Annotated in this window: 24 protein-coding genes and 1 pseudogene; 14 read left to right on the top strand and 11 right to left on the bottom strand. The window is 44.1% G+C overall.

From position 1 onward, the window contains the following. Nucleotides 1–6: 6 nt before the first annotated feature. The 7 genes from H3V01_RS07035 to H3V01_RS07005 all read right to left on the bottom strand — a co-directional run bounded on the left by H3V01_RS07035 (nt 7) and on the right by H3V01_RS07005 (nt 5,721). Nucleotides 7–630, bottom strand: a complete 624-nt coding sequence (locus tag H3V01_RS07035) for a LexA family protein (RefSeq protein ID WP_198186344.1) — start codon at nt 628–630, stop codon at nt 7–9. Nucleotides 631–839: 209 nt separating this feature from the next. After that, on the bottom strand, nt 840–1,082 hold the full coding sequence (locus H3V01_RS07030; RefSeq protein WP_198186343.1) for a hypothetical protein: 243 nt from the start codon (nt 1,080–1,082) through the stop codon (nt 840–842). Between the two features lie 34 nt (nt 1,083–1,116). Continuing rightward, nucleotides 1,117–1,722, bottom strand: a complete 606-nt coding sequence (locus H3V01_RS07025) for a Maf family protein (protein ID WP_078475725.1) — start codon at nt 1,720–1,722, stop codon at nt 1,117–1,119. 158 nt (nt 1,723–1,880) lie between these two features. Next, nucleotides 1,881–2,873 (bottom strand): acrylyl-CoA reductase (NADPH), encoded by a 993-nt coding sequence (gene acuI, locus H3V01_RS07020; RefSeq protein WP_078475724.1) that lies wholly within the window; start codon nt 2,871–2,873, stop codon nt 1,881–1,883. Nucleotides 2,874–3,043: 170 nt separating this feature from the next. Beyond that, entirely contained in the window at nt 3,044–3,664 is a 621-nt protein-coding gene (gene acuR / locus H3V01_RS07015) for an acrylate utilization transcriptional regulator AcuR (RefSeq protein ID WP_198186342.1), read from the bottom strand. Between the two features lie 49 nt (nt 3,665–3,713). Next, complete coding sequence (locus H3V01_RS07010) at nt 3,714–4,556, bottom strand: SDR family NAD(P)-dependent oxidoreductase (RefSeq protein ID WP_100125784.1); 843 nt, start codon at nt 4,554–4,556, stop codon at nt 3,714–3,716. A 205-nt stretch (nt 4,557–4,761) separates the two neighbouring features. Further along, complete coding sequence (locus H3V01_RS07005; RefSeq protein ID WP_041878921.1) at nt 4,762–5,721, bottom strand: PhoH family protein; 960 nt, start codon at nt 5,719–5,721, stop codon at nt 4,762–4,764. 242 nt (nt 5,722–5,963) lie between these two features. Here H3V01_RS07005 and hisB point away from each other — a divergent pair. From hisB to H3V01_RS06940, 13 genes and pseudogenes are all read left to right on the top strand, one after another. Then, nucleotides 5,964–6,554 (top strand): annotated as a pseudogene (hisB, locus tag H3V01_RS07000) (imidazoleglycerol-phosphate dehydratase HisB); the annotation flags it as partial. A 529-nt stretch (nt 6,555–7,083) separates the two neighbouring features. Beyond that, on the top strand, nt 7,084–7,731 hold the full coding sequence (gene hisH, locus H3V01_RS06995) for an imidazole glycerol phosphate synthase subunit HisH (RefSeq protein ID WP_198186341.1): 648 nt from the start codon (nt 7,084–7,086) through the stop codon (nt 7,729–7,731). A 49-nt stretch (nt 7,732–7,780) separates the two neighbouring features. Further along, entirely contained in the window at nt 7,781–8,518 is a 738-nt protein-coding gene (gene hisA / locus H3V01_RS06990) for a 1-(5-phosphoribosyl)-5-[(5-phosphoribosylamino)methylideneamino]imidazole-4-carboxamide isomerase (protein WP_037392725.1), read from the top strand. 147 nt (nt 8,519–8,665) lie between these two features. Beyond that, on the top strand, nt 8,666–8,995 hold the full coding sequence (locus H3V01_RS06985; protein ID WP_025331288.1) for a hypothetical protein: 330 nt from the start codon (nt 8,666–8,668) through the stop codon (nt 8,993–8,995). A gap of 34 nt (nt 8,996–9,029) precedes the next feature. Beyond that, nucleotides 9,030–9,797, top strand: a complete 768-nt coding sequence (hisF, locus tag H3V01_RS06980; protein ID WP_025331287.1) for an imidazole glycerol phosphate synthase subunit HisF — start codon at nt 9,030–9,032, stop codon at nt 9,795–9,797. A gap of 51 nt (nt 9,798–9,848) precedes the next feature. Further along, nucleotides 9,849–10,259, top strand: coding sequence for a phosphoribosyl-AMP cyclohydrolase (hisI, locus tag H3V01_RS06975; protein WP_198186340.1), 411 nt, complete (start codon nt 9,849–9,851; stop codon nt 10,257–10,259). A gap of 16 nt (nt 10,260–10,275) precedes the next feature. Next, on the top strand, nt 10,276–10,623 hold the full coding sequence (locus H3V01_RS06970; RefSeq protein WP_084553803.1) for a phosphoribosyl-ATP diphosphatase: 348 nt from the start codon (nt 10,276–10,278) through the stop codon (nt 10,621–10,623). 84 nt (nt 10,624–10,707) lie between these two features. Next, on the top strand, nt 10,708–10,908 hold the full coding sequence (gene tatA, locus H3V01_RS06965) for a Sec-independent protein translocase subunit TatA (protein ID WP_025331284.1): 201 nt from the start codon (nt 10,708–10,710) through the stop codon (nt 10,906–10,908). 9 nt (nt 10,909–10,917) lie between these two features. Beyond that, nucleotides 10,918–11,394, top strand: coding sequence for a Sec-independent protein translocase protein TatB (gene tatB, locus H3V01_RS06960; RefSeq protein WP_025331283.1), 477 nt, complete (start codon nt 10,918–10,920; stop codon nt 11,392–11,394). A 13-nt stretch (nt 11,395–11,407) separates the two neighbouring features. Next, nucleotides 11,408–12,175, top strand: a complete 768-nt coding sequence (gene tatC, locus H3V01_RS06955) for a twin-arginine translocase subunit TatC (protein ID WP_025331282.1) — start codon at nt 11,408–11,410, stop codon at nt 12,173–12,175. A 111-nt stretch (nt 12,176–12,286) separates the two neighbouring features. Next, complete coding sequence (locus H3V01_RS06950; protein ID WP_084552101.1) at nt 12,287–14,095, top strand: PglL family O-oligosaccharyltransferase; 1,809 nt, start codon at nt 12,287–12,289, stop codon at nt 14,093–14,095. 162 nt (nt 14,096–14,257) lie between these two features. Beyond that, nucleotides 14,258–14,941: a response regulator transcription factor gene (locus tag H3V01_RS06945; RefSeq protein WP_084552100.1), complete on the top strand. Its 684-nt coding sequence runs from the start codon at nt 14,258–14,260 to the stop codon at nt 14,939–14,941. A 42-nt stretch (nt 14,942–14,983) separates the two neighbouring features. Beyond that, nucleotides 14,984–16,414, top strand: coding sequence for a sensor histidine kinase (locus tag H3V01_RS06940; RefSeq protein ID WP_025331279.1), 1,431 nt, complete (start codon nt 14,984–14,986; stop codon nt 16,412–16,414). 132 nt (nt 16,415–16,546) lie between these two features. Here the strand turns inward: H3V01_RS06940 and yihA are convergent, their stop codons facing one another. Next, nucleotides 16,547–17,194, bottom strand: a complete 648-nt coding sequence (gene yihA / locus H3V01_RS06935; protein ID WP_084547651.1) for a ribosome biogenesis GTP-binding protein YihA/YsxC — start codon at nt 17,192–17,194, stop codon at nt 16,547–16,549. A gap of 274 nt (nt 17,195–17,468) precedes the next feature. Between yihA and H3V01_RS06930 the strand changes: the two genes are divergently transcribed. Further along, nucleotides 17,469–19,034, top strand: coding sequence for a TerC family protein (locus H3V01_RS06930; protein WP_041878906.1), 1,566 nt, complete (start codon nt 17,469–17,471; stop codon nt 19,032–19,034). Nucleotides 19,035–19,097: 63 nt separating this feature from the next. Here the strand turns inward: H3V01_RS06930 and H3V01_RS06925 are convergent, their stop codons facing one another. The 3 genes from H3V01_RS06925 to rpoN all read right to left on the bottom strand — a co-directional run bounded on the left by H3V01_RS06925 (nt 19,098) and on the right by rpoN (nt 21,272). After that, nucleotides 19,098–19,301 (bottom strand): glycine zipper 2TM domain-containing protein, encoded by a 204-nt coding sequence (locus H3V01_RS06925; protein WP_198186339.1) that lies wholly within the window; start codon nt 19,299–19,301, stop codon nt 19,098–19,100. Between the two features lie 191 nt (nt 19,302–19,492). Next, nucleotides 19,493–19,831 carry a ribosome hibernation-promoting factor, HPF/YfiA family gene (gene hpf, locus H3V01_RS06920; protein WP_025331275.1) on the bottom strand — a complete coding sequence of 113 codons (339 nt, stop codon included), beginning with the start codon at nt 19,829–19,831 and terminating at the stop codon, nt 19,493–19,495. A gap of 64 nt (nt 19,832–19,895) precedes the next feature. Continuing rightward, entirely contained in the window at nt 19,896–21,272 is a 1,377-nt protein-coding gene (rpoN, locus tag H3V01_RS06915; RefSeq protein WP_198186338.1) for an RNA polymerase factor sigma-54, read from the bottom strand. Nucleotides 21,273–21,274 lie beyond the last annotated feature (2 nt).

Genomic DNA, 21,274 nt, shown 5'->3' with positions numbered 1-21,274 from the left:
TCTGGGTTAGCGGATGTGTTTGATAACGTAGGTTACGACGCCGACGATGGCAAGGGTGTCGCCTTCTTTTAAGCTGAAATTGGGATAAGATTGGCTGCTGTTTTCGGAGTGTAGTTCGATGCGGTTGTTATCCAGTTTGTGCAGTCGTTTGATGGTAAATTCATTACCTAAATCGGCCATGACGATATCACGGTGTTTGGGTGTGAGGGAGCGGTCGATGATAAGCAAATCGTTACGGCTGATGCCAGCATCCTGCATAGAATCACCACCGCAGCGTACGGCAATGGTGGCAGCCTGATTTTTTATCAGGTACTGGTTGAAATCCAGATAATCGCTGATATAGGGTTCTGCCGGGCTGGGAAAGCCGGCGGGAATGGTTTCGGTGGCTAAGGGAATGTTGAGCCGCGTGAGGTTGTCGGCTATTTTCCAGTAGTCGGCAGGCAGATGCTGTGCCGGTCGCAGCGGGGTAACAGCCAGCTGATTCATCAGGTGTTCTACTGCCGGTATCAGGCTGACGGGAATGCGTTTGACTATTTTGGGTCCGGCAATTCTGGCTTTGCGTCCGGCGCCGGCTCTTACGCCGCCATGCTGATTGTGTTTTGCTGCTGTATCAACCACAATTGTGCTCATCTTGATTAAGTTATTTAATCAAGAATGGTAGATTTTTGATTTTTCTGCGTCAATTATGCCTGCTGCGGATGGCTGGTAATGGTTTGTTTTTTATCTGTTATGCTGTCGGATATTACTCATACTAATCAAAGCTAACTTATTTTATAGTTTTGAATTGGTTTGTATTGATGCTATCGAATGCAGATAAATTGTGATGGCACACAATAAGTTTACTGATGTTGTGCAGGCAGGGAGGCAGAACGGGCCGGATGGCTGTTTGAGCCTGAAGCGTTACTGGCTGAGTTTATTTCATCTGCAATCCGGTCCAGGGTAGTGGTGGTTTCCAGATGGGTACTTTGGATATCCGAAGCGGTGATAGCCGCAGCTTCACTGATGCTGTGTGTGCTCTCATTATGTGAACAGGCTGTCAGGCAGATAAGTGTAAGAGTGAATAGTGGAAGAGGAATTTTCATGGTAGTTGTACGGATGCTGATTTAATTCTGCTTATTATGATCGGGTAAGTGGTGTACAGCCACATTGGGTGAGCAGCTGAGTAGTTTCGTATACAGGCAAACCCATGATGCCGGTGAAGCTGCCGCTGATATGCTCGACCAGCATTCCGCCCAGCCCTTGAATACCGTAAGCTCCGGCTTTATCCAATGGCTCACCGGTAGCAATATAAGCGGCAATCTGTTCATCATTTAAGGCGGCAAAACTGACTATACTGGTTTGCAGGGTCTGAAAGGTTTGGTTTTGCCAATAGATGCAGACTGCTGTATGGACATGATGTTGTTGTCCTGACAGCAGTTTAAGCATGCGAGTTGCATCGTTGATATTTTCCGGTTTGCCGAGAATCAGATTATTCAGGCTGACGGTGGTATCGGCGCTGATAAGGGGAAATTCTGGTGGCTGTTGTTTGCTTTGCTGCCAAGCATTGAGTGCTGCACGGTTTTTCATGCTTGCCATGCGCTGAACATAATCTGTGGCGTTTTCATCTGGATAGGGGGTCTCATCGATCTCTGCATTTAGCCGCAATACATGGTAGCCAAGATTAATGAGGATTTCATGCCGGCGCGGGCTGCCTGATGCAAGATAGACGGTTAGCGGATTCATTGATACAGGATGATTATGTATGGTTGAAATTGACTACGGTTATTTTAGTATTGCTTTAAGTTAGCATGTTGCTTGTTAACGATATAATAAAAGATTATGCCGGATATTTGTTAGCTGCAAGTCATATCCGGCAGCAGATTAGGTTTACTATTATCGGTTTAATGGTTTACGTCGACAATAAATCGTCCTCGGATTTTACCACTAATGATATCTTCTGCAATGTCGCGACACTGATTCAGCGATATGGTATGCGCGATATTTTCTAATTGCTGAATGTCCAGATGTCTGGCAAGAAAATCCCAGGCTGCAATACGTTTTGCTCGTGATGCCATGACGCTATCAATACCTGCCAGAGTGATACCTCGCAAAATAAATGGCGCAACTGTGGCCGGAAAATCCATACCCTGTGCCAACCCACAGGCAGTAACAATGCCACCATACCGGATTTGTGCGCAGATATTAGCCAGGCTATGAGAACCAAGCACGTCAATGGCTGCCGACCATTGTTCCTTTTGTAATGGTTTGCCTGTATCAGACAAGGTTTTGCTGTCGATAATATGCTGCACACCTAGTTGCTGCAGATAATCTGTATCGTTGATTTTGCTGGTAGCTGCGGTAATGGTATAGCCCAGCCGGATGAGTAACATAATCGCCACTGATCCGACACCGCCGGTGGCTCCGGTAACCAGAATATTACCCTGTTTTGGGGTAATGCCATGCTCGATTATACGTTGTACACACAAGGCTGCTGTATATCCGGCGGTTCCGATAATCATGGACTGTCGGGCAGTTATGCCTGCGGGTAGGGGGATAAGCCATTCTGCATTGAGAAAAGCACGCTGGCTCATGCAGCCCCAGTGGGTTTCTCCACAGCCCCAGCCATTTAAAATCACTTTATCTCCGGCTTTGAAATGCTTACTGCTGGTGCTAATAACGGTTCCGACACCATCTATACCGGGAATCATCGGCCACTGCCGTACCACAGGTCCGCTGTTGGTAATAGCCAGGGCATCTTTATAATTCAAACTTGAATACTGCACCTCAATCAGGGTATCACCTGATTGTTGCAACAGGGTGTCTTCACTAATATTTTGGATGTTGCAGGAAAATTCAGTCTGATTTTTTTCTAAGAGTATGGCTTTGGATAGCATGATGATATTCCTGTTACAGTTAACTAGACGAATGGTTTATTTTTATTATAGACCGGTTGTCTAGTTGTAAGTAATTATTGCCGAATCTATCCAAGTATAAGGGATTTTGATTAAATTTCAGTTAAGTAGAGTGTCATTAATTATGGCTGGCAACAGATATTGGAAGCTGACTAATGGTTTTTTATCAGATTAAAAAACTGTTCGGTAAAGATATCCAGCGGCGTTGCATTTTTGAGTAATTTGGCACGGCTGACTGCACCTTCCCAGCCAAGCCAGAAGAAGTAAGCCAGTTTTGTGCAGTCTGTTTGTGAACTGATTTCTTGCTGCTGTTGCGCTAGCTGCAAACAGCAGGCTATTTTTTCCTGCCAGTTGTGCAGGATATTATTGAGTAAAGCAGGATAATTTTGTGGCAGAAGAGATTCATCCTGCATTAGCTCACCCACCAGACAACCTCTGTTGAAATGATATTTGACCATGCTGGTTTTGGCATCTGTGCAGAATGCATTAATTCTGGCCAGTGCGGAAGAGATATTCTGGTTTAATAAATGTTGTTCCAGTTTTTCAGTAAAAAAGTGGTCGTAGTATTCGAGTATGGCTATGCCAAACTCTTCTTTACTCTTGAAATAGTGATAAAAAGAACCTTTGGGTACGCCTACCTGTTTCAGTATGCTTTCAATATTGGCACTGATGTAGCCGTGTGTGGTCATGGCTGCTACGCCGCTGCGGATAAGGGCGATTCTGGTGTTATTACCTTTGCGGGATAATGAGGGGGTACTGAATAATTCTGTCATTGTTATAAGATTTTTGCGGGCTGGTTGGGACAAATGGCTGTGTCAGGGGTCAATTTGATTTTCCCTGTTTTCTGACGGCAGTGCGACATAGCCAGTCCAGACAGCTGATGGGCAGGAATTTTTTCAGATACCAGAAAAGGTGTGCCGGGACGGTAACCGGATAACGTGCTTTAGGTTTGCTGGCATTGAGTGCACGGGCGCAGACCTGGGCGCATTGTTCGGCAGTCAGTGTAAACGGTGCGACAGAACCGGCAGCCTGCAGGCGGTTGAGCTGTGCCTGATAGGCGGCACGATGCACGCTGTTTTCAACATCTATATATTGTTTGAATTTAATCAGTGCATTGGGACGAAAGCGACTGGTGATGGGGCCGGGCTCAAGCAGGCTGATATAAATACCACTGGCATGAGTTTCATGACGCAATGTATCACATAGTCCTTCCAGTGCAAATTTACTGCTGGTATAAGCACTGCGCCATGGCATGGCTGCATAGCCCAGTATGCTGGAATTTACCAGAATACGACCATGCTGCTGACGCCGGAAAATTTTCATTGCTGCGTTGATGCATTGCCATGTGCCGAATACGTTGGTATTAAACTGTTCCTGTAAGGCTGCCCGGCAAAGATCTTCGGCTGCGCCTGTCTGACCGTAACCGGCATTGCAAAATAAAGCATCAAGGTGGCCGAATTCGGCTATTACGGTTTCGATAGCTGCCTGTATCTGTTCATCATTGGTAATATCCAGTTGCAGACTGTGAAAACCTTCTGAACGTAAGCGCTTTACATCTTCTGCCCGACGGCAGCTTGTATAAACGCGCCAGTTGTCTTGTCGCAGAAGCTGAGCGGTTGCATACCCGATACCACTGGAACAGCCTGTGATCAGAATAGTTTTCATCATATTTATGTCGGTTGGAATTTATTTACCGGATGTAGTTTAACATGCCGGAAAATGGATATGTCTGGGTTGTTTGACAGTTATGCTGTTAGCAGCAGGCGGGAAAATATCATTTTCCTGTCTGTGCGGAATATGCAGCTTCTGCCGGTAATCAAATTATTTTATTGCGTTATCAGCGTGCTTTGTTTAATCATTAATCAAAAGATTACTGTTCTTTTTCAGCTGCTTCATCATAAGCGTCGACAATTTTCTGTACCAACGGATGGCGTACTACGTCTTCGCTGGTGAATACGTGAAAATAAATCCCCTCAATGTTGCTAAGTTTTTCACGCGCATCTTTCAGACCGCTTTTGATATTTTTAGGTAAGTCGATCTGGCTGATGTCACCGGTAATCACTGCTTTGGCTCCGAAGCCGATACGGGTCAGGAACATTTTCATTTGTTCCGGTGTGGTATTCTGGGCTTCATCCAGAATAATATAGGCTCCGTTAAGTGTGCGTCCGCGCATATAGGCCAAAGGTGCGATTTCAATCAGCCCTTTTTCCAGTAGTTTGGTCACACGGTCGAAGCCCATCAGGTCATAAAGGGCGTCATACAGGGGACGCAGATACGGATCGACTTTTTGTGCCAGATCGCCCGGCAAAAATCCGAGTTTTTCTCCGGCCTCTACAGCTGGACGAACCAGTACGATACGTTCTACCTGATGTTTTTCAATGGCATCTACTGCGGCGGCGACAGCAAGATAGGTTTTACCGGTACCGGCAGGTCCCAGACCAAATACGACATCATGTTTTAATAATGCCTGTATATAACCGTTCTGACGCGGGGTGCGCCCGCTGATGTTGCCGCGGCGGGTGCGCAGTGTCCAGACTTTGGGTTCATGGTAGTCTGAATTTTCCTGGGTGGTGGTTTTGGCTTCTACCGCAGCTAAATGGATGTCACTATCGCTGATATCGCGCTCACGCGCTATGCTGGCCAGATTCTCCAATGCTTTCACTCCTTGACTGATATGTTCTCCGCTTAAGGTAAAATGGTCAAAACGACGGGTAATTTCAAGATCCAGAGCTTTGCCCAGGCTGATAATGTGCTGGTCTAATACGCCGCACAGGCGTTGCAGAGAAATATTGTCTATCTGATGTAACTGATAATGGCTGGTTTGACTCATAATTACAATAAATAAAAAGATAAATATTGATTTTAATATGTAGTCAGGCTGATCGAAAGCAAGAGAGGATGATTTGATAATATTTTATCTGATAAAAGTGTTTTTTGTGTTTGCTTAAAGAAAACACCGGCTGATCTTGCCGGCAGAATTGAGTTGATATAGATTGTAGGTGTAGTGGAGAAATGCTGCAGGCAATTTATACTACTGCATATATAAATAATTCTGAAATGGAACATTGCATGCGAACTGCGACAATTACGCGTAATACCAGTGAAACAAAAATACAAATAAGTATTAATCTTGATGGCACCGGTGTAGGAAATTTTGATACCGGAGTGCCTTTTCTGGAGCATATGCTTGATCAGATTGCCCGTCATGGGTTGATTGATCTGGATATCCGTTGTCGCGGAGATCTGCATATTGATGATCATCATACTGTTGAAGATATTGGTATTGCGCTGGGACAGGCGTTAAAACAGGCACTGGGTGATAAATGCGGTATTACGCGTTATGGTCACAGTTATGTGCCGCTGGACGAGTCTTTGAGCAGGGTGGTGCTGGATTTATCCGGTCGTCCCGGTCTGGTGTATAACGTAGAGTTTACCCGGGCGTTAATCGGCCGGTTTGATGTGGATTTGTTCAGTGAATTTTTTCATGGTTTAGTGAATCATGCCATGATGACTTTGCACATTGATAATTTGCGTGGTTTGAATGCTCATCATCAGGCAGAAACGATTTTTAAAGCCTTCGGTCGTGCTTTGCGAATGGCTGTTACTCAGGATGAGCGAATGGCAGGGGTGATGCCGTCGACGAAAGGTACGCTGACTGCATAATGGTTTTGTATAGATTCTAATCCGCTGGTGTGTATACATTGGCGGATAAATTTATTTATGTCGGTCTGTACGAGTAATTATGAAACCATCTGCAATAATTTATTTTGCAAATCACAATTACTGATGGCTGTCTTATATACGTTATGTTGTATTTGAAGTGATTGATTACAGTTTCTATCGGCTTGTACAACAAATTGCTGATGAATATGCCGGTTATTTATATCTTTAGGATTATTTTTTTACGGTTAGTTGTCATTGAATTTAACGGATAAAAATAAATGAAATCAGTCACCGGATAATAAAATTCTGATGGATAATATGGAAATAATCAGCATAATTGCTGATAAATATGTGTTTTTTTAGCAAGATTATGGCTACGTATCATAATCTGCCAGTTTCAGATTTTCAGCTATCCGGTGTTCATGTATGATAACAAGCTGTTTCTTTGCAGGCAGCCCGTTAGTGATAACCGGACTCCGGATAAACTTTTGCTGCAGGTATGTTCAGTTGATTTTATAAAGATATGAAGATGAAAGTAGCCATTGTCAATTATGGTATGGGAAATCTGCATTCAGTGCTGAAATCTGTACAGGCAGCAAACCAGTTACAGCAGATGCAGGCGGAAGTTATTCTGACAGCCGAACCGGATGAGGTATATCAGGCTGATAAAATTATTTTTCCCGGTCAGGGGGCTATGCCGGATTGTATGGCTGCTTTGCAGCGGAGCGGATTGGCTGATGCACTGGAAGACGGATTGCGGCGCAAACCGTTTTTTGGTATCTGTGTTGGCGCGCAATTGCTGTTTGAATGTAGCGAAGAGGGTAATACGGCCGGATTAGGCTGGTTTCAGGGTACGGTACCGCGTTTTCAGGCTGCATTAAGTACTGATGGCAGACCACTGAAAATACCGCATATGGGCTGGAATCGTGTACATCAGATGCAAGAGCATCCTTTATTTGCCGGTGTGGCTCAGGATGAATGGTTTTATTTTGTTCATAGTTATTATCTGCGACCAGAGGATCCGTCAATTATTCTGGGTACGGCTGATTATGCCGGTAATTTTGCCTGTATAGCAGGCAGAGATAATGTTTTTGCTACGCAGTTTCATACTGAAAAAAGCCATGCGGCCGGTTTGCAGCTGGTGGGTAATTTTTTGCGGTGGGATGGTACGTTTTAACTGAAGTAAAGGTACCGGTGTTTAACTCGTCAGTATATTTGAATTTAATATGTTATTGATTCCAGCAATTGATTTAAAAGGCGGACAGTGTGTACGTCTTCAACAGGGGCTGATGGAAAAAGCCACTGTATTTTCTGATGAGCCTGCACAGATGGCTGTGCACTGGTGTCAGCAGGGTGCGCGTCGTTTGCATTTAGTTGATCTGGATGGTGCTTTTGCTGGAAAACCAGAAAATATGACCGCCATCAAAGCGATACTTGAACAGGTAGCGGATAATGTGCCTGTACAGCTTGGCGGTGGCATTCGTGATTTGCATACAATTGAACAATATCTGCAGCTAGGACTGAGTTTTGTCATTATTGGTACAGCAGCTGTGAATAATCCCGAATTTGTGCGTCAGGCATGTGCAGCTTTCCCCGGACAAATTATTGTCGGGCTGGATGCCAAAGATGGTATGGTTGCCATTGATGGCTGGGCGAAAGTGACAGATATTCATGTTACTGAGCTGGCCAGACAGTTTGCGGATGATGGTGTTAACAGCATTATCTACACTGATATTGGTCGCGACGGAATGATGAGTGGTGTGAATATTGATGCCACAGTCAAGCTGGCACAGGCAGCTTCTGTGCCGGTTATTGCATCCGGCGGGGTGAGCAGTATGAACGATGTGGAAGCTTTATGTGCCGTAGCCGAGCAGGGTGTTACCGGAGCTATTGTAGGACGCGCGATTTATGAAGGTTCACTTGATCTGGCCGCAGCACAGCGGATGGCTGATCAGTATAAGTAATAAATTTTGCTGACAGTGCTTGTATCAGAATATTTTCTGATAATCTGATTTTGTATAAATTAATAATAATCATATAGGACTCGATTAATACCGATAGCCAATATGATTTTTGGACTGTAACTGTACAGGTAATCAGGGAGGACGTTTATGGTTAGCATCTTAGGTGCGGTAGTAATAGTTTTATGGCTATTGTTTACAATGAACCGCCCGAGACAGACTTTTTTTCAGGCCAGTATATTTACGATGGCGATGATGGTATTCAGCAGCATCATAGAACATGCATGGCCGGAAGTTAACAATGTCTGGTTAGTAGGATGGATAGCACAATGGGTATTTGTATTCATTGTCATATGGCTCTTTGATATTATTGCTGTAAGTACTACCAGTGCCGTGATTTATACATTAGTTGTGGGTATTGTTTACTATTTTTATCAGAATCATATTTTTGCTCTGGTTGCGCAGTGGCTAGGTAAATGATTGCTGCTCAGTAGCAGAGAAAGATGGCATTATTATGGCTTTAGCCAAACGTATTATTCCCTGTCTGGATGTTGATAACGGGCGAGTAGTTAAGGGAATTAATTTTGTTTCTTTGCGTGATGCCGGTAGTCCGGTTGAGGTAGCACAGCGTTATAATGATGAAGGTGCTGACGAGCTGACTTTTCTGGATATTACTGCCAGTTCGGATAATCGTGATACGATTTTACATGTTATTGAAGCGGTAGCCAGCCGAGTGTTTATTCCGCTGACAGTAGGGGGCGGCGTACGCAGTGTTGAAGACGTGCGCCGCTTACTTAATGCCGGTGCTGATAAGGTATCAATTAATACCGCAGCAGTGACCAATCCTGAACTGGTTAGTGAAGCCAGTGCATTTTTCGGTAATCAGGCAATTGTTGTGGCGGTAGATGCTAAAGCAGTCAATGCCGAGAATACCTGCTGGGAGGTTTTTACTCATGGCGGACGCCGGCATACCGGACTCGATGCAGTAGCCTGGGCACAGGATATGGCCTTACGCGGAGCCGGTGAAATTTTGCTGACCAGTATGGATCGTGATGGTACCCGTGCAGGGTTTAATTTACCGTTAACCCGGGCTGTAAGTGATGCTGTGTCGGTTCCTGTTGTTGCATCAGGAGGTGTGGGCAATATTGAACATTTGATAGAAGGTGTTCAGGAAGGTCATGCTGATGCTGTACTGGCTGCCAGTATTTTTCACTTTGGTGAAGTACGTATTCAGGATGCCAAGATAGCCATGAAACAGGCCGGTATTGAGATGCGTATCTAATCTGGCTGCCGATAATGGTTGTATGTTTACCTGAAAATAAGGACAATTGCAGTGTTTGATACGCTTCTGGATGCGATAAAGTGGGATGATAAAGGTCTGGTTTGCGCGGTGGTGCAGGACAGGCATACTCAGCGCGTTCTTATGGTGGCATGGATGAATGCCGAAGCTTTGCGTCAGACAGTAAGTACTGGTCTGGCTCATTATTACAGCCGGTCACGCCAGCAGCAATGGATGAAAGGTGAACAGTCCGGGCATACGCAAAAGGTATATGAAATGCGGCTGGATTGCGACGGTGATGCACTGGTGCTGCTGGTCGAGCAGTCCGGAGGTATTGCCTGTCATACCGGACATGCCAGCTGTTTTTATCGTGTTTATCATGATGGTGACTGGCAGAGCACTGATCCGGTTATCAAAAATGAAAATGAAATATATACTCGTCCTGCCAATGGACACACATACTGATTAAAGAGGAAGCAGGATGACACAAGTACAGGAAAAAGCAGATTTTTCCAGAGTATTAACTGAACTGGCTGATGTGCTGGACAGCAGACGTGAGGCTTCACCGCAAACTTCTTATGTTTCTCAGTTATTGCATGCCGGTGAAGATAAAATCCTGAAAAAAGTTATTGAGGAAGCCGGTGAAGTATTAATGGCATCCAAAGACGGAGATAAACAGCATTTAGTTAAAGAAGTTGCTGATGTCTGGTTTCATACGATGGTGTTATTAACTTATCATCAGATTCGGGTTGAAGATGTATTGCAGGAATTGCAGCAGCGGCAAAATGTGTCTGGTCTGACTGAAAAAGCCAGTCGCCAGCCACAGTAATTACAATGGAATTTTAAATATGCGCAGCTGTGAGTAAACAGCAGGCGCATGTTTTTTTAGGCAGTTGAAGTAAAGGATAACATCATGGGCAGTTTTTCAATTTGGCATTGGGCTTTGGTATTACTGATTGTTGTACTGGTTTTTGGCACCAAAAAATTACGTAATCTTGGTAAAGATCTGGGCGGAGCTGTACACGATTTTAAGCAGGGACTGAACGAAAGTGACCGGGAAAGCACAAAAAATGATGATGTAATCGAACATAATAAAGACGACAGCAAAGTGTAGAAAGCATTTATGTTTGGTTTGGGGTTTGGTGAAATTTTACTGATTGCTGCTGTGGCTCTGGTTGTACTCGGACCGGAGCGACTACCCAAGGTAGCACGCAGTGCCGGTCTCTGGGTCGGGCGCATTCAGAATTTCATTAATAATGTTAAAACCGAACTAAGCCAGCAGGCCGGTGTGGCAGAATTCAGGCAGGCGCGTGACAGCATTGAAGCCGCAGCCCGTTCTTTTGAGCATGATATCAATGCCAATGTGCATAGTATCCGCGGGGAAGTAGATGCACTTAAACGTCAGCTCTCTAAAGATGAACAGCAGGCTGAAACAGACAGTACGCCTGAGTTCTCTGGGTCGTCACAAAATTATCATTTGCCGGTAAGGGAAGCACCGTTGCTGCATCGGGTATCGTTACGCCGGCAGGCTTTGCAACGCCGGCGGGATATGCGACCGCGGCACAGCATTACTCCTAAACTGCGGGTACGCCGACATTGATGGATAACCGATTGTGAAGCAGGTTGAAGAAAATACTGAATTGACGCTGATTGATCATTTGCTGGAATTGCGTCGCCGCTTGATGTGGATTCTGGGAATTCTGCTGCTGTGCTTTGCAGTTTTGGTGCCCTTTGCGCAAAAAATTTATACTTTTGTAGCTGAACCATTAATGGCGAATCTTCCGGCAGGTCAGCATATGATTGCCACAGAAGTGATTGCCCCGTTTTTTGTGCCGTTAAAAGTAACACTGATGGCAGCATTTCTGCTGACACTTCCGCATACACTGTATCAAATCTGGGCTTTTGTGGCACCGGGTTTGTACAGACATGAGAAACGTCTGATACTGCCATTACTGATTGCCAGTGTTTTATTATTTGCTTTAGGTATGGCATTTGCCTACTATCTGGTTTTTCCGGTTATTTTCCGTTTTCTTACCGGTGTTATTCCTGTCGGTGTCAGTATGGCAACTGATATAGATAAATATTTGTCTTTTATTCTAGGTATGTTTGTAGCATTCGGAGTAACATTTGAAGTGCCTGTACTGGTGATTCTGTTAAACAGAATCGGAGTAGTGTCTGTTCAGCAATTGAAAAAAGCCCGTGCCTATGTGGTGGTAGGTGCTTTTGTTGTAGCTGCCGTAGTGACTCCACCGGATGTGCTGTCGCAAACATTACTTGCTATACCGCTGATTCTTCTTTATGAAGTAGGAATTCTGGTGTGTCGCTGTTGGGGTAGTAGTAACAAAAAGACTGCTTTAACAGTCCACTCGGGAAGAGAATAGTTTTGTCACTTTTGCTTTTTTACTGAAATAACAGGCTGCCTGAGAATTTTCAGGCAGCCTGTTTAATAAATAATATAAGCCGGCTAATGATGTTATTCGTTGGAGAGTTGTATGAATCAGTCACAAATTGATTCGTGTCCGAGTATTTGCCGTCTGTCCACACTGATATGGTGGCTGGGGATGCTGACTTTATGCATTGTGCCATTTATGTCGAGTTGGCGGGTAGGTACGCTGTCAAGCTTTTATCTGGAAGCCGGGACGTTATTTTTTGCTCTTTGTCTGACTGGATTAACGGTACTGACACGCAAAACTCAGTTTTCATTTCCTCCTGCCTGTATCAGTCTGCTATTGCTCGCTTTTTTGCTGATGCTACAGGCAAGAGTTATGCATCTTACTTATATCAGCCAGTCTGATCTGACTGCTCTGGTATTTGTAGTAATGGCTTTGCTCGCATGGGCTGCACGGGCATGGGTGATTCGCATAGGCCAGACTCAGGCTGTCACTATTCTGGCGATGGCTCTTGTGCTGGGTGTATTACTGCAGTCAATCGTATGTGTAATGCAGTTTGCTGATATTGCAGGCCGGATACCGGGAATATTGCGCGGTCCGGGTAATCATTACATCTATGGTCAGCTGGCACAGCGCAATCATCTCGGGCATTATCTGATGTGGGGCGTGCTGGCACTGTGCTTTTTATGGGAACAGCGACGTCTGCCTAACTGGCTGGTATGGGTTTTATTAATCTGGTTTACCGGCATCATGGGACTGATCGGTTCACGGACGATTGTTGTCTATGTGCTGGTAATAGGACTGTCACTATTTTTCTGGCGCTGGCGTGCCGGCTCTGCAGCGAATCGCCTGTTGCTGATGCTGGGTATTGCCATAGGTCTGGTATTGCTGTTTCAGCTGATATTAAGCCCATTATTTGACATGTTGCTGCATATCAATTTTCAATCCGGAACAGCACGGCTGGAACAGGGTGGATTTGCCCGGTCTGGCAGACAAATGGAGTGGCATAAGGCCTGGCTGATATTTCAAAGCGCTCCGTGGTTTGGTTATGGCTGGGGCAGTTATTCATATCAGGGCTTTGCTATTGCAGATGTTTATCCGAATGGTTTTCGTCAGTATGAAAATACTGTGCTGTTTACTCATTGTCATAATCTGGTACTACAATTACTGGCTGAAACAGGCATAGTCGGACTGCTAATTGTCAGTGCCTGCTTTTTATGGGTTATCTGGCCTCATTTACGTAAAGGATTTAATCCGGCATCAATTGTGCTGATCAGTATGATTCTGGTGTCTTTATGCCACAGCATGCTGGAATATCCGCTGTGGTACAGCTATTTTCTTGCTGTGTTTGTTTTGTTTGTGGCATTAACGCCTGTATCACAGGAAGACTTGAAACGGTTTTGCCGTCCGGCGTCCGGCCGTGTAAATCAGTTTTGCGCCATAGTGGTATTGATTTCGATGGTTCTGCTTCTGTGGCAAATGATGAACTATCAGCGTTTTTTAAAAGTGCGTGCTGAACGTAATCTGCCCCAGGCTGAACAAGTAAGCCGTATGCATGATTTGCGTAATCAAATGTACTTTCTTCGTTATTATGTAGACATGGCAATTATCGAAAAGTTGAATGTTACTGATTCTTTTTTACCTTTATGGGGTAAACAGGCTGCATTGCTTGCCGGACGGTATCGCCCGTATAGCAACACTTTCATGCGCGGATTTTACTTAGAGCAAGCACATCAGAATAATGAGGCTAAAGAGTGGTTCAGCCATGTAAGTCATTATTATCCTGTACTTGTTCCTGGTTTTATAAGCAGATTTAAACAGCAGCCTAAGGCCGTGGCAGTAATACCACAATTGCAACAAGATTGCCTGAAATATCAGCAGCAAAGCATGCAGAAAGTGAATTGTTTATAGAGTTCAGACAAATATTTAACATAGTGCTTTTTAATGAAAAAATGAGCAAAAGCCTTGTTATTGTAAAGATAATCTCAACCTACATGTTAAGATACAAAGTGTAAATATAGTAAATTCGTCTGTAGTCAATACAGACAACGCACTTCCATTTAGGAGGATGATATGAATCGCGTATTATTAATTGATGATGATAATTTGTTGACTGAACTGCTCACTGAATATCTGACAGCAGAAGGTCTGGAAGTCAGCCGCGTTGCTGATGGTGAAGCCGGTGTTAAAGAAATTTTAACCGGTCAGTATGATGTAGTGGTTCTGGATTCCATGATGCCGAAAATGAACGGTCTGGATGTATTGAAAACGGTACGGGTTCAAAGCAAGATTCCGATTATTATGCTAACCGCCAAAGGCGATGATATTGATCGCATTATCGGTTTGGAAATGGGTGCAGATGACTATGTGCCGAAACCTTGTCAGCCGCGTGAATTGCTGGCTCGTATCAATGCTATCCTCCGCCGTACACATCAAAGTCATGACAATGACCAGAATGGCATTCCGAACAGTATTTCAGCCAGTGGTGTAGTACTTTATCCAGCTAAACGTCAGGTTACTATTGAAGAAGAACCACTGGAGCTGACCAGTACCGAATTCAATCTGCTGGAAGTTCTGATGCGTCATGCCGGACAAGTAGTTAGCAAAGAAACACTGTCTCTGGAGGCACTAGACCGGAAGCTGGCTAAATTTGATCGCAGTATCGACGTTCATATATCCAGTATTCGTCATAAGCTGGGCAATGCCAGTCTGATTCAGACTGTGCGTGGTCTGGGTTATCTGTTTGTAAAAAACTGAACCAGTGGATACAGGCTGTTAATAAACAGCCTGTTCTGATTTATGAAACTGTTCCCCCGTATCTTTGCTACTTTTTGTGCTGTTATTGTTTGTGCCATTTTTGTGGCCAGTTCTTCATTCTGGCTGGTACAAAACACTTTAGCCGAAACACGGTTTAAACAACAGCGTAATTTTGAAGAAAATCTGCTGAGCAGCACCATGAATGCGTTTCAGGCACGTGGTGATGCCGGTATACGCGAACAACTGGTTGAGTGGGGGAATAGTCCGGGTGGCGAAAACCTGTATGTTATTACCGGTGACAATAAAAATGACATACTAGGGCGCCCTATTGATCCTGAAGATATCGATAAAGCACATGAGTTCGCTTTGTCGCATCCGCACTCAAAACTCGTACAGATTGCCTATAATTCACTGGGTGAAGAATATCTCTTCATGATTCGCGGCTGGAATCATGAACGTACTCCACGCCCGCCGAGCCCATTTTTTATTCCCGGTTTACCCATTGCACCAGTCTGGCACGAATTTATTATTCTCAGCTTTATTATTGTTGTAGGTTTATTAACAGCCTATATTCTGGCTAATAATATTACCCAGCCAATCCGCGTATTGTGGCGCGGGATGGATCGTCTGGCTCACGGAAATTTGCAGACCCGTGTTTCTCATCAGCTATCAGAACGTCGTGATGAACTGTATTCTCTAGCCGTGCAGTTTGACAATATGGCAGATAAACTGCAGAAGCTTGTGGAAAAAGAACGTCACCTGCTGCACCATGTATCTCATGAAATGCGCTCTCCGCTGGCACGCATGCAAGCAATTATTGGTTTGATTCACGTACAACCACAAAAACAGGAACAACACTTGCAGCGTCTAGAAAGTGAACTGGGGCGTATGGATTTACTGGTAGGTGAACTGCTTACCTTGTCACGGCTGGAAACCTCTGATTTGCCTATTACGCTGGAACCTTTGTCTTTGGTGCCACTAATCAAACAAATCGTGGAAGACAATCAGGCCATAGCTATGCAGCATCAGCAAACTTTATCATGGCAGTGTGATATTCCTGATACTGCTATGGTAAAAGCCAATGAAAGCTATTTATATCGGGCTTTTGATAATGTTGTGCGTAATGCCATTAATTACAGCCCTGATGGCAGTGAAATTAAGGTTTATCTGCATGAGGGTGGTAAACAGCAATGGCAGGTTGATATCAGTGACAATGGCCCCGGTGTAGCAGAAAATCAGTTACCGCATATTTTTACTGCTTTTTATCGTGCAGACAGTAGTGCTAATAAACCGGGTACAGGTTTAGGATTGGCGTTAACTAAACACATCATTGATCGCCACCATGGCAAAATTTATGCAGATAATCAACAACCCAAGGGTTTAAGTATGCATTTTTTACTGCCTAAATTTACGCCGAGCAGAAACAGGAACCGCCAGAAAAATAAAAATCAGTTGCCTGTAGCCAACGGATAAAGTTATTTATACTTATCTGGCTGGCAGGTTCTCTCCAAAGAATACGTTGTAGTTGTATGTAAACTGCTACTATTTAAATTTCAATATCGATATGGTTTTAGTCTGGCAGATGTATAGTACGACAGATAACTATTAATCTGTGGTTCTCTGGTCTGGTTTTTCCGCGTCTGTTATCAGATTAGTTTGCTGGGTAAACCAGTCAGTGGCAATTTGATTGACCTCATCTATACCTTGCTTTTTCAGACTGGAGAACAGTTGTACCGTAACTTGTTGACGGGCAATGTAAGGTTGAAGTGCTTTTTTCACACTGGACAAGGTTTTAATTTGATCGTTTTTTGATAATTTATCTGCTTTAGAGAGCAGAATATGGACAGGACGCCGAGTTACCGCGAAAAAATCAAGCATCTGTTTGTCCAGCTCTTTAAGCGGGTGGCGGGCATCCATAATCAGAATCAGTCCGATCAGCTGCTTGCGTGTCTGCAGATAATCGCCCAGTAGTGTTACCCAATGTCTGCGGATTGCCTCAGGTACCTGAGCGTAACCATAACCGGGTAAATCCACCATAAACCCGCCATTAGTCAGTTCAAAAAAATTAATGTGCTGGGTACGGCCTGGAGTTTTGGATACATAAGCCAGACGAGTATGATTAGTCAGTGTATTGATTGCGCTTGATTTACCCGCATTGCTGCGACCGACAAAAGCAATTTCAGCGGTTGTTGCGGGCAGGTCTTTCAGATGATTAACGGTAGTATAAAAACGGGCGTGACGAAACAGATTCATGAGTAATTAAAAAAATAGTAAGGTGATAGCATACCATATTTTGAGCCAAGTCCGGATTCAGCTATTTATGTAAATGCTTGCTTTTAGGTGGGGTACTTGATTTTTTGTTTTATGCTGCTAAACTGCATTTAAGATTGTTTTAAGGAAATTTTCAGATGGAAGACGAGGTCTCGAGCAGTTGTATCGTGCATGCAGACGTGTTTTTTCTCTGATTTAAGGCAGCCTTGCTCATGCAGCAGGCTGCCTGTTTGTATTTAACACATAGGAAAAGAAAATGGATTTTAGCTGGTTAGGAGAACCGGCCACATGGGTAGGGCTGATTACCCTGATAATTCTTGAAATCGTTCTGGGTATCGATAATCTTGTATTTGTAGCCATACTGGCGAATAAAGCCAGTCCGAAAAAGCGCGACCATGCCCGTATAGCTGGTTTGTCTCTGGCAGTGCTGATTCGCATTCTGATGCTGGCACTGATGTCTTTTATCATTACCCTGACCAAGCCCTTTGTACATATCAGCGGTTTTGCCATCTCAGTTAAAGATCTGATTATGTTTGGCGGCGGACTCTTCCTGCTCTATAAGGCAACAACTGAGTTGCATGAACGGCTGGAAGGGCATACTGCTATGGCGTCAATTACCAATGTCTCCATTTATGCCAGTTTCTGGAGTGTGGTATTACAAATTGTCGTGCTGGACGCAGTATTTTCACTTGATTCAGTCATTACCGCTGTCGCCATGGTGCAACACATTACAGTGGCAATGCTGGCCGTGATTATTGCTATGGCAATGATGATTTGGGCAAGCGGACCATTAACAGAGTTTGTAAATCGCCATCCTACAGTAGTAATGCTGTGTCTGGGCTTTTTACTTATGATAGGGTTCAGCCTGATTGCTGAAGGCTTACACTTTGAAATACCAAAGGGTTATCTGTATGCCGCTATTGCTTTCTCCATTCTGATTGAGATATTTAATCAGATTTCTACCCGGAATACCCGTCGTAACGATATGATTGGCCGCTCTTGGCGTTATCGTACCGCTGATAGTGTGCTGGGTATGATGGGACTGCGTGAAAAAGAGCTGGCTAAAAATGGTACGCAAACTGATGATGACGAACATTTTGAAGAAAATGAAAAATCCATGATTCGCAGCGTGCTTACTCTGGCCGAACGTCCGATAATGGGTGTCATGACACCGCGCAGTGATATTGAACGTCTGGATTTATCTCAGCCGCGTGAGCAGCAGTGCCAACAATTACAAAGCACACCATTTTCACGGCTGGTAGTAGTAGGAAAGGCCGGAATTGATGAGCCGCTGGGATTTGTAAATAAAAAAGATTTACTTAACCAGTTATTAAGCGGAGAACAATTAAATATTCAGGCTGCATTACGGCAGCCACTGGTCTTACCGGACAGCAGCACTGTACTTGATGCTATGGAGCTGTTTCGTTCGCGAAGTGCTGATATTGCGCTGGTAGTTGATGAATTTGGCGCTGTACTCGGATTGGTCAGTATGAAAGATTTAATGGAAACCATTGCCGGTGATTTTCCAGAAGAGTATGAGCGTGCCGACGCACCCAGTATCCAGCAAAATGCTGATCATAGCGTTACTGTAGACGGCAGTCTTGAATATGCTATTCTGGCTCAGCATCTGCATTTGCCTACATTACCGGAAGATGCTGAGTACCATACTGTAGCCGGATTAATTATGGAAGAAATGCAGGATATTCCGGATGTCGGAGATACCATTGATTATGCCGGTTACCGTTTTGAAGTATTGAACAAAGACGGGCACCGTCTGGAACGGGTACGTATCAGCAAAATTGAACAGCCGGAATCTGAATAACTCGGTTGATAGCCATAAAAAAGCCTGCTGATAACAGCAGGCTTTTTTTGTTAACTAATTTGATTATTGAATCTGGCTACCGATAACGCCACCCAGCGCAGCACCGCCTAAAGTAGCACCAGTATCTTTACCTAACAGATTACCAGCCACACCCCCTATTACTACACCGGCAGCAGTATTACGCTGAGCTGGGGTCATATCAGCACAGGCAGAGAGAGAAGCAGCTACTGCAGCTATTAAAGCCAGTGTTTTTAGATTTGATTTCATGTTAATACCTCTTTCTATTCAGAATAAAGAATTGCGTGTTAATTAATATTTATACGTTACCTATAAACTATTTAACTACAAATAAAATATTATTTCAAAGTTAATTATATACCTTTGGCAAAGCAGTTTAGTAAAAAACTGCAATCAAAATCACAAATGCATTTTAGAGAAATATTCAAAATATCTGCCGATTATTCAAGTTCAGTAGCAGTATCCGTGTCAGTACATATTTCGGGTGTCTGGTGTGAAGGCTGCCTTTTTTCTTTATATTTAATCACAGCCCTGTCCAGTTTATCCATCAGACAATCGATAGCAGCATACATATCATTATCCAGACATTCAATATGGATATCTTTACCGGAAAGATGCAAATCAATTTCAGCTTTTTTCTGTACTTTAAATACAGAGAAAGTGACAGTTGCGCTGATGACCTGATCGGCATGACGGATAATGCGCTCCAGTTTATTCAGTGTGTAGTCTTTCAGAGCTGCGGTAACATCAAGATTCTGTCCGATAAATTTAAGATTCATAGCCTGATCCTTTTTAAAGGGTTTAGGAAAAAACAGAATAAATTTTATGGAAGTTAACTGAAAATTAATGATTACTGTACTGTACTTTACGTTGGTGCGCCGGAGGAATTTTCAAGTCCTCACGATATTTTGCAACTGTGCGCCGGGCTAGATTAATACCCTGCTTAGCCAGCTGATTTACCAAATGTGTATCAGAATAGGGATGTTGCGGGTCTTCTCCGTTAATTATACTTTGCAGAAGTGATTTAATTGCTGTCTGACTGTTACCTGTTCCATCATCCGTTGCTGCAACAGACTGATTGAAAAAATAGCGTAGAGGAAAAACACCTTGTGAACAGGTCAGGTATTTCTGATTGATTGCCCGTGAAACAGTACTCTCTGCCAGTTCGAGAGCCTGAGCTGTTTCTTTAATAGTTAAAGGAGCCAGCGCCAGAGAACCAAAATTGAAAAAATCCTGCTGTTGCTGCAAAATCCATTCGCCCAGACGTTGCAGAGTGGTTTTACGCATCTGCAAGCTGTGAAGACACGTTTGTGCTTCCTGCCATTTGTTTTTACACATAGTATCCATCTCTGTGCTTTTTTGCTCTATCCACTCTTCGACACCGGGTTCTATTCTCAGCTGAGGAAAAGTATCATGCAGAAGGCGTATCTGCCAATTACCACTTTTATTGATATAAACTTCCATATCAGGGCGTACAGACAGAATACCATTACGATCAGGTAATCCGTAACAGGGATAAGGATTCAGTGCGCCAATGAGTTTACAGGCTGTTTCAAGTGTGTTTGCAGAAAACTGGGGCAATTGCCGGCAAAGTTGTTTAAACTGATGGGTACTCAGCCACTGACCAAAGTGTTTGCTAATCAGTAAGCGCGCGCAGGTATGAATTTCATCATTATCGACAGATTCGTCAGACAGATTATCCAGTTGCAGTAACAGGGATTCCTGTAAATTCCGAGCACCAACACCAGTAGGCTCAAACTGCTGCAGAATCGTCAGCGCCTGTGCCAGCTCTGTTTCGTCCAGCCGCCATTCCAGCGGTGCATTTTCTACCAGATCAGTTAAACTGCTGTCCAGATAACCCTGCTCATTCAGATTCTCTATCAGAAAATACACCTGTGCTGCCGTAACGTCATCCAGATCGTATTCACATACCTGCCGGCGCAGCAATTCATACATATCAGGATTGTCGGCAATCGTGTCCCAGACATCACTTTCGGCTTGCATAATACCCAGCTGTGGCGGCTGTACATACTGAGTATCAGAAAAGCTGTCTTCAGATGTATTTTCTACTTCCTCAAGAAAAGGATTATCCGCCAGCCAGCCGGCTACCAGTTCCTGCAATTCCAGCGTAGACAGCTGCAACACCTGTAGCGATTGTTGCAGCTTCGGACTAAGGCGGGTTGTAAGACTGAGTCGGAGATGAGTAGCTGGCCTTTGCATAA

Origin of the sequence: Snodgrassella sp. M0351 (assembly GCF_016100575.1) — a bacterium.
GTDB lineage: Bacteria > Pseudomonadota > Gammaproteobacteria > Burkholderiales > Neisseriaceae > Snodgrassella > Snodgrassella alvi.
Note: the sequence above shows the minus strand (reverse complement) of the source record. Positions and strands in the feature narration are given on the sequence as shown.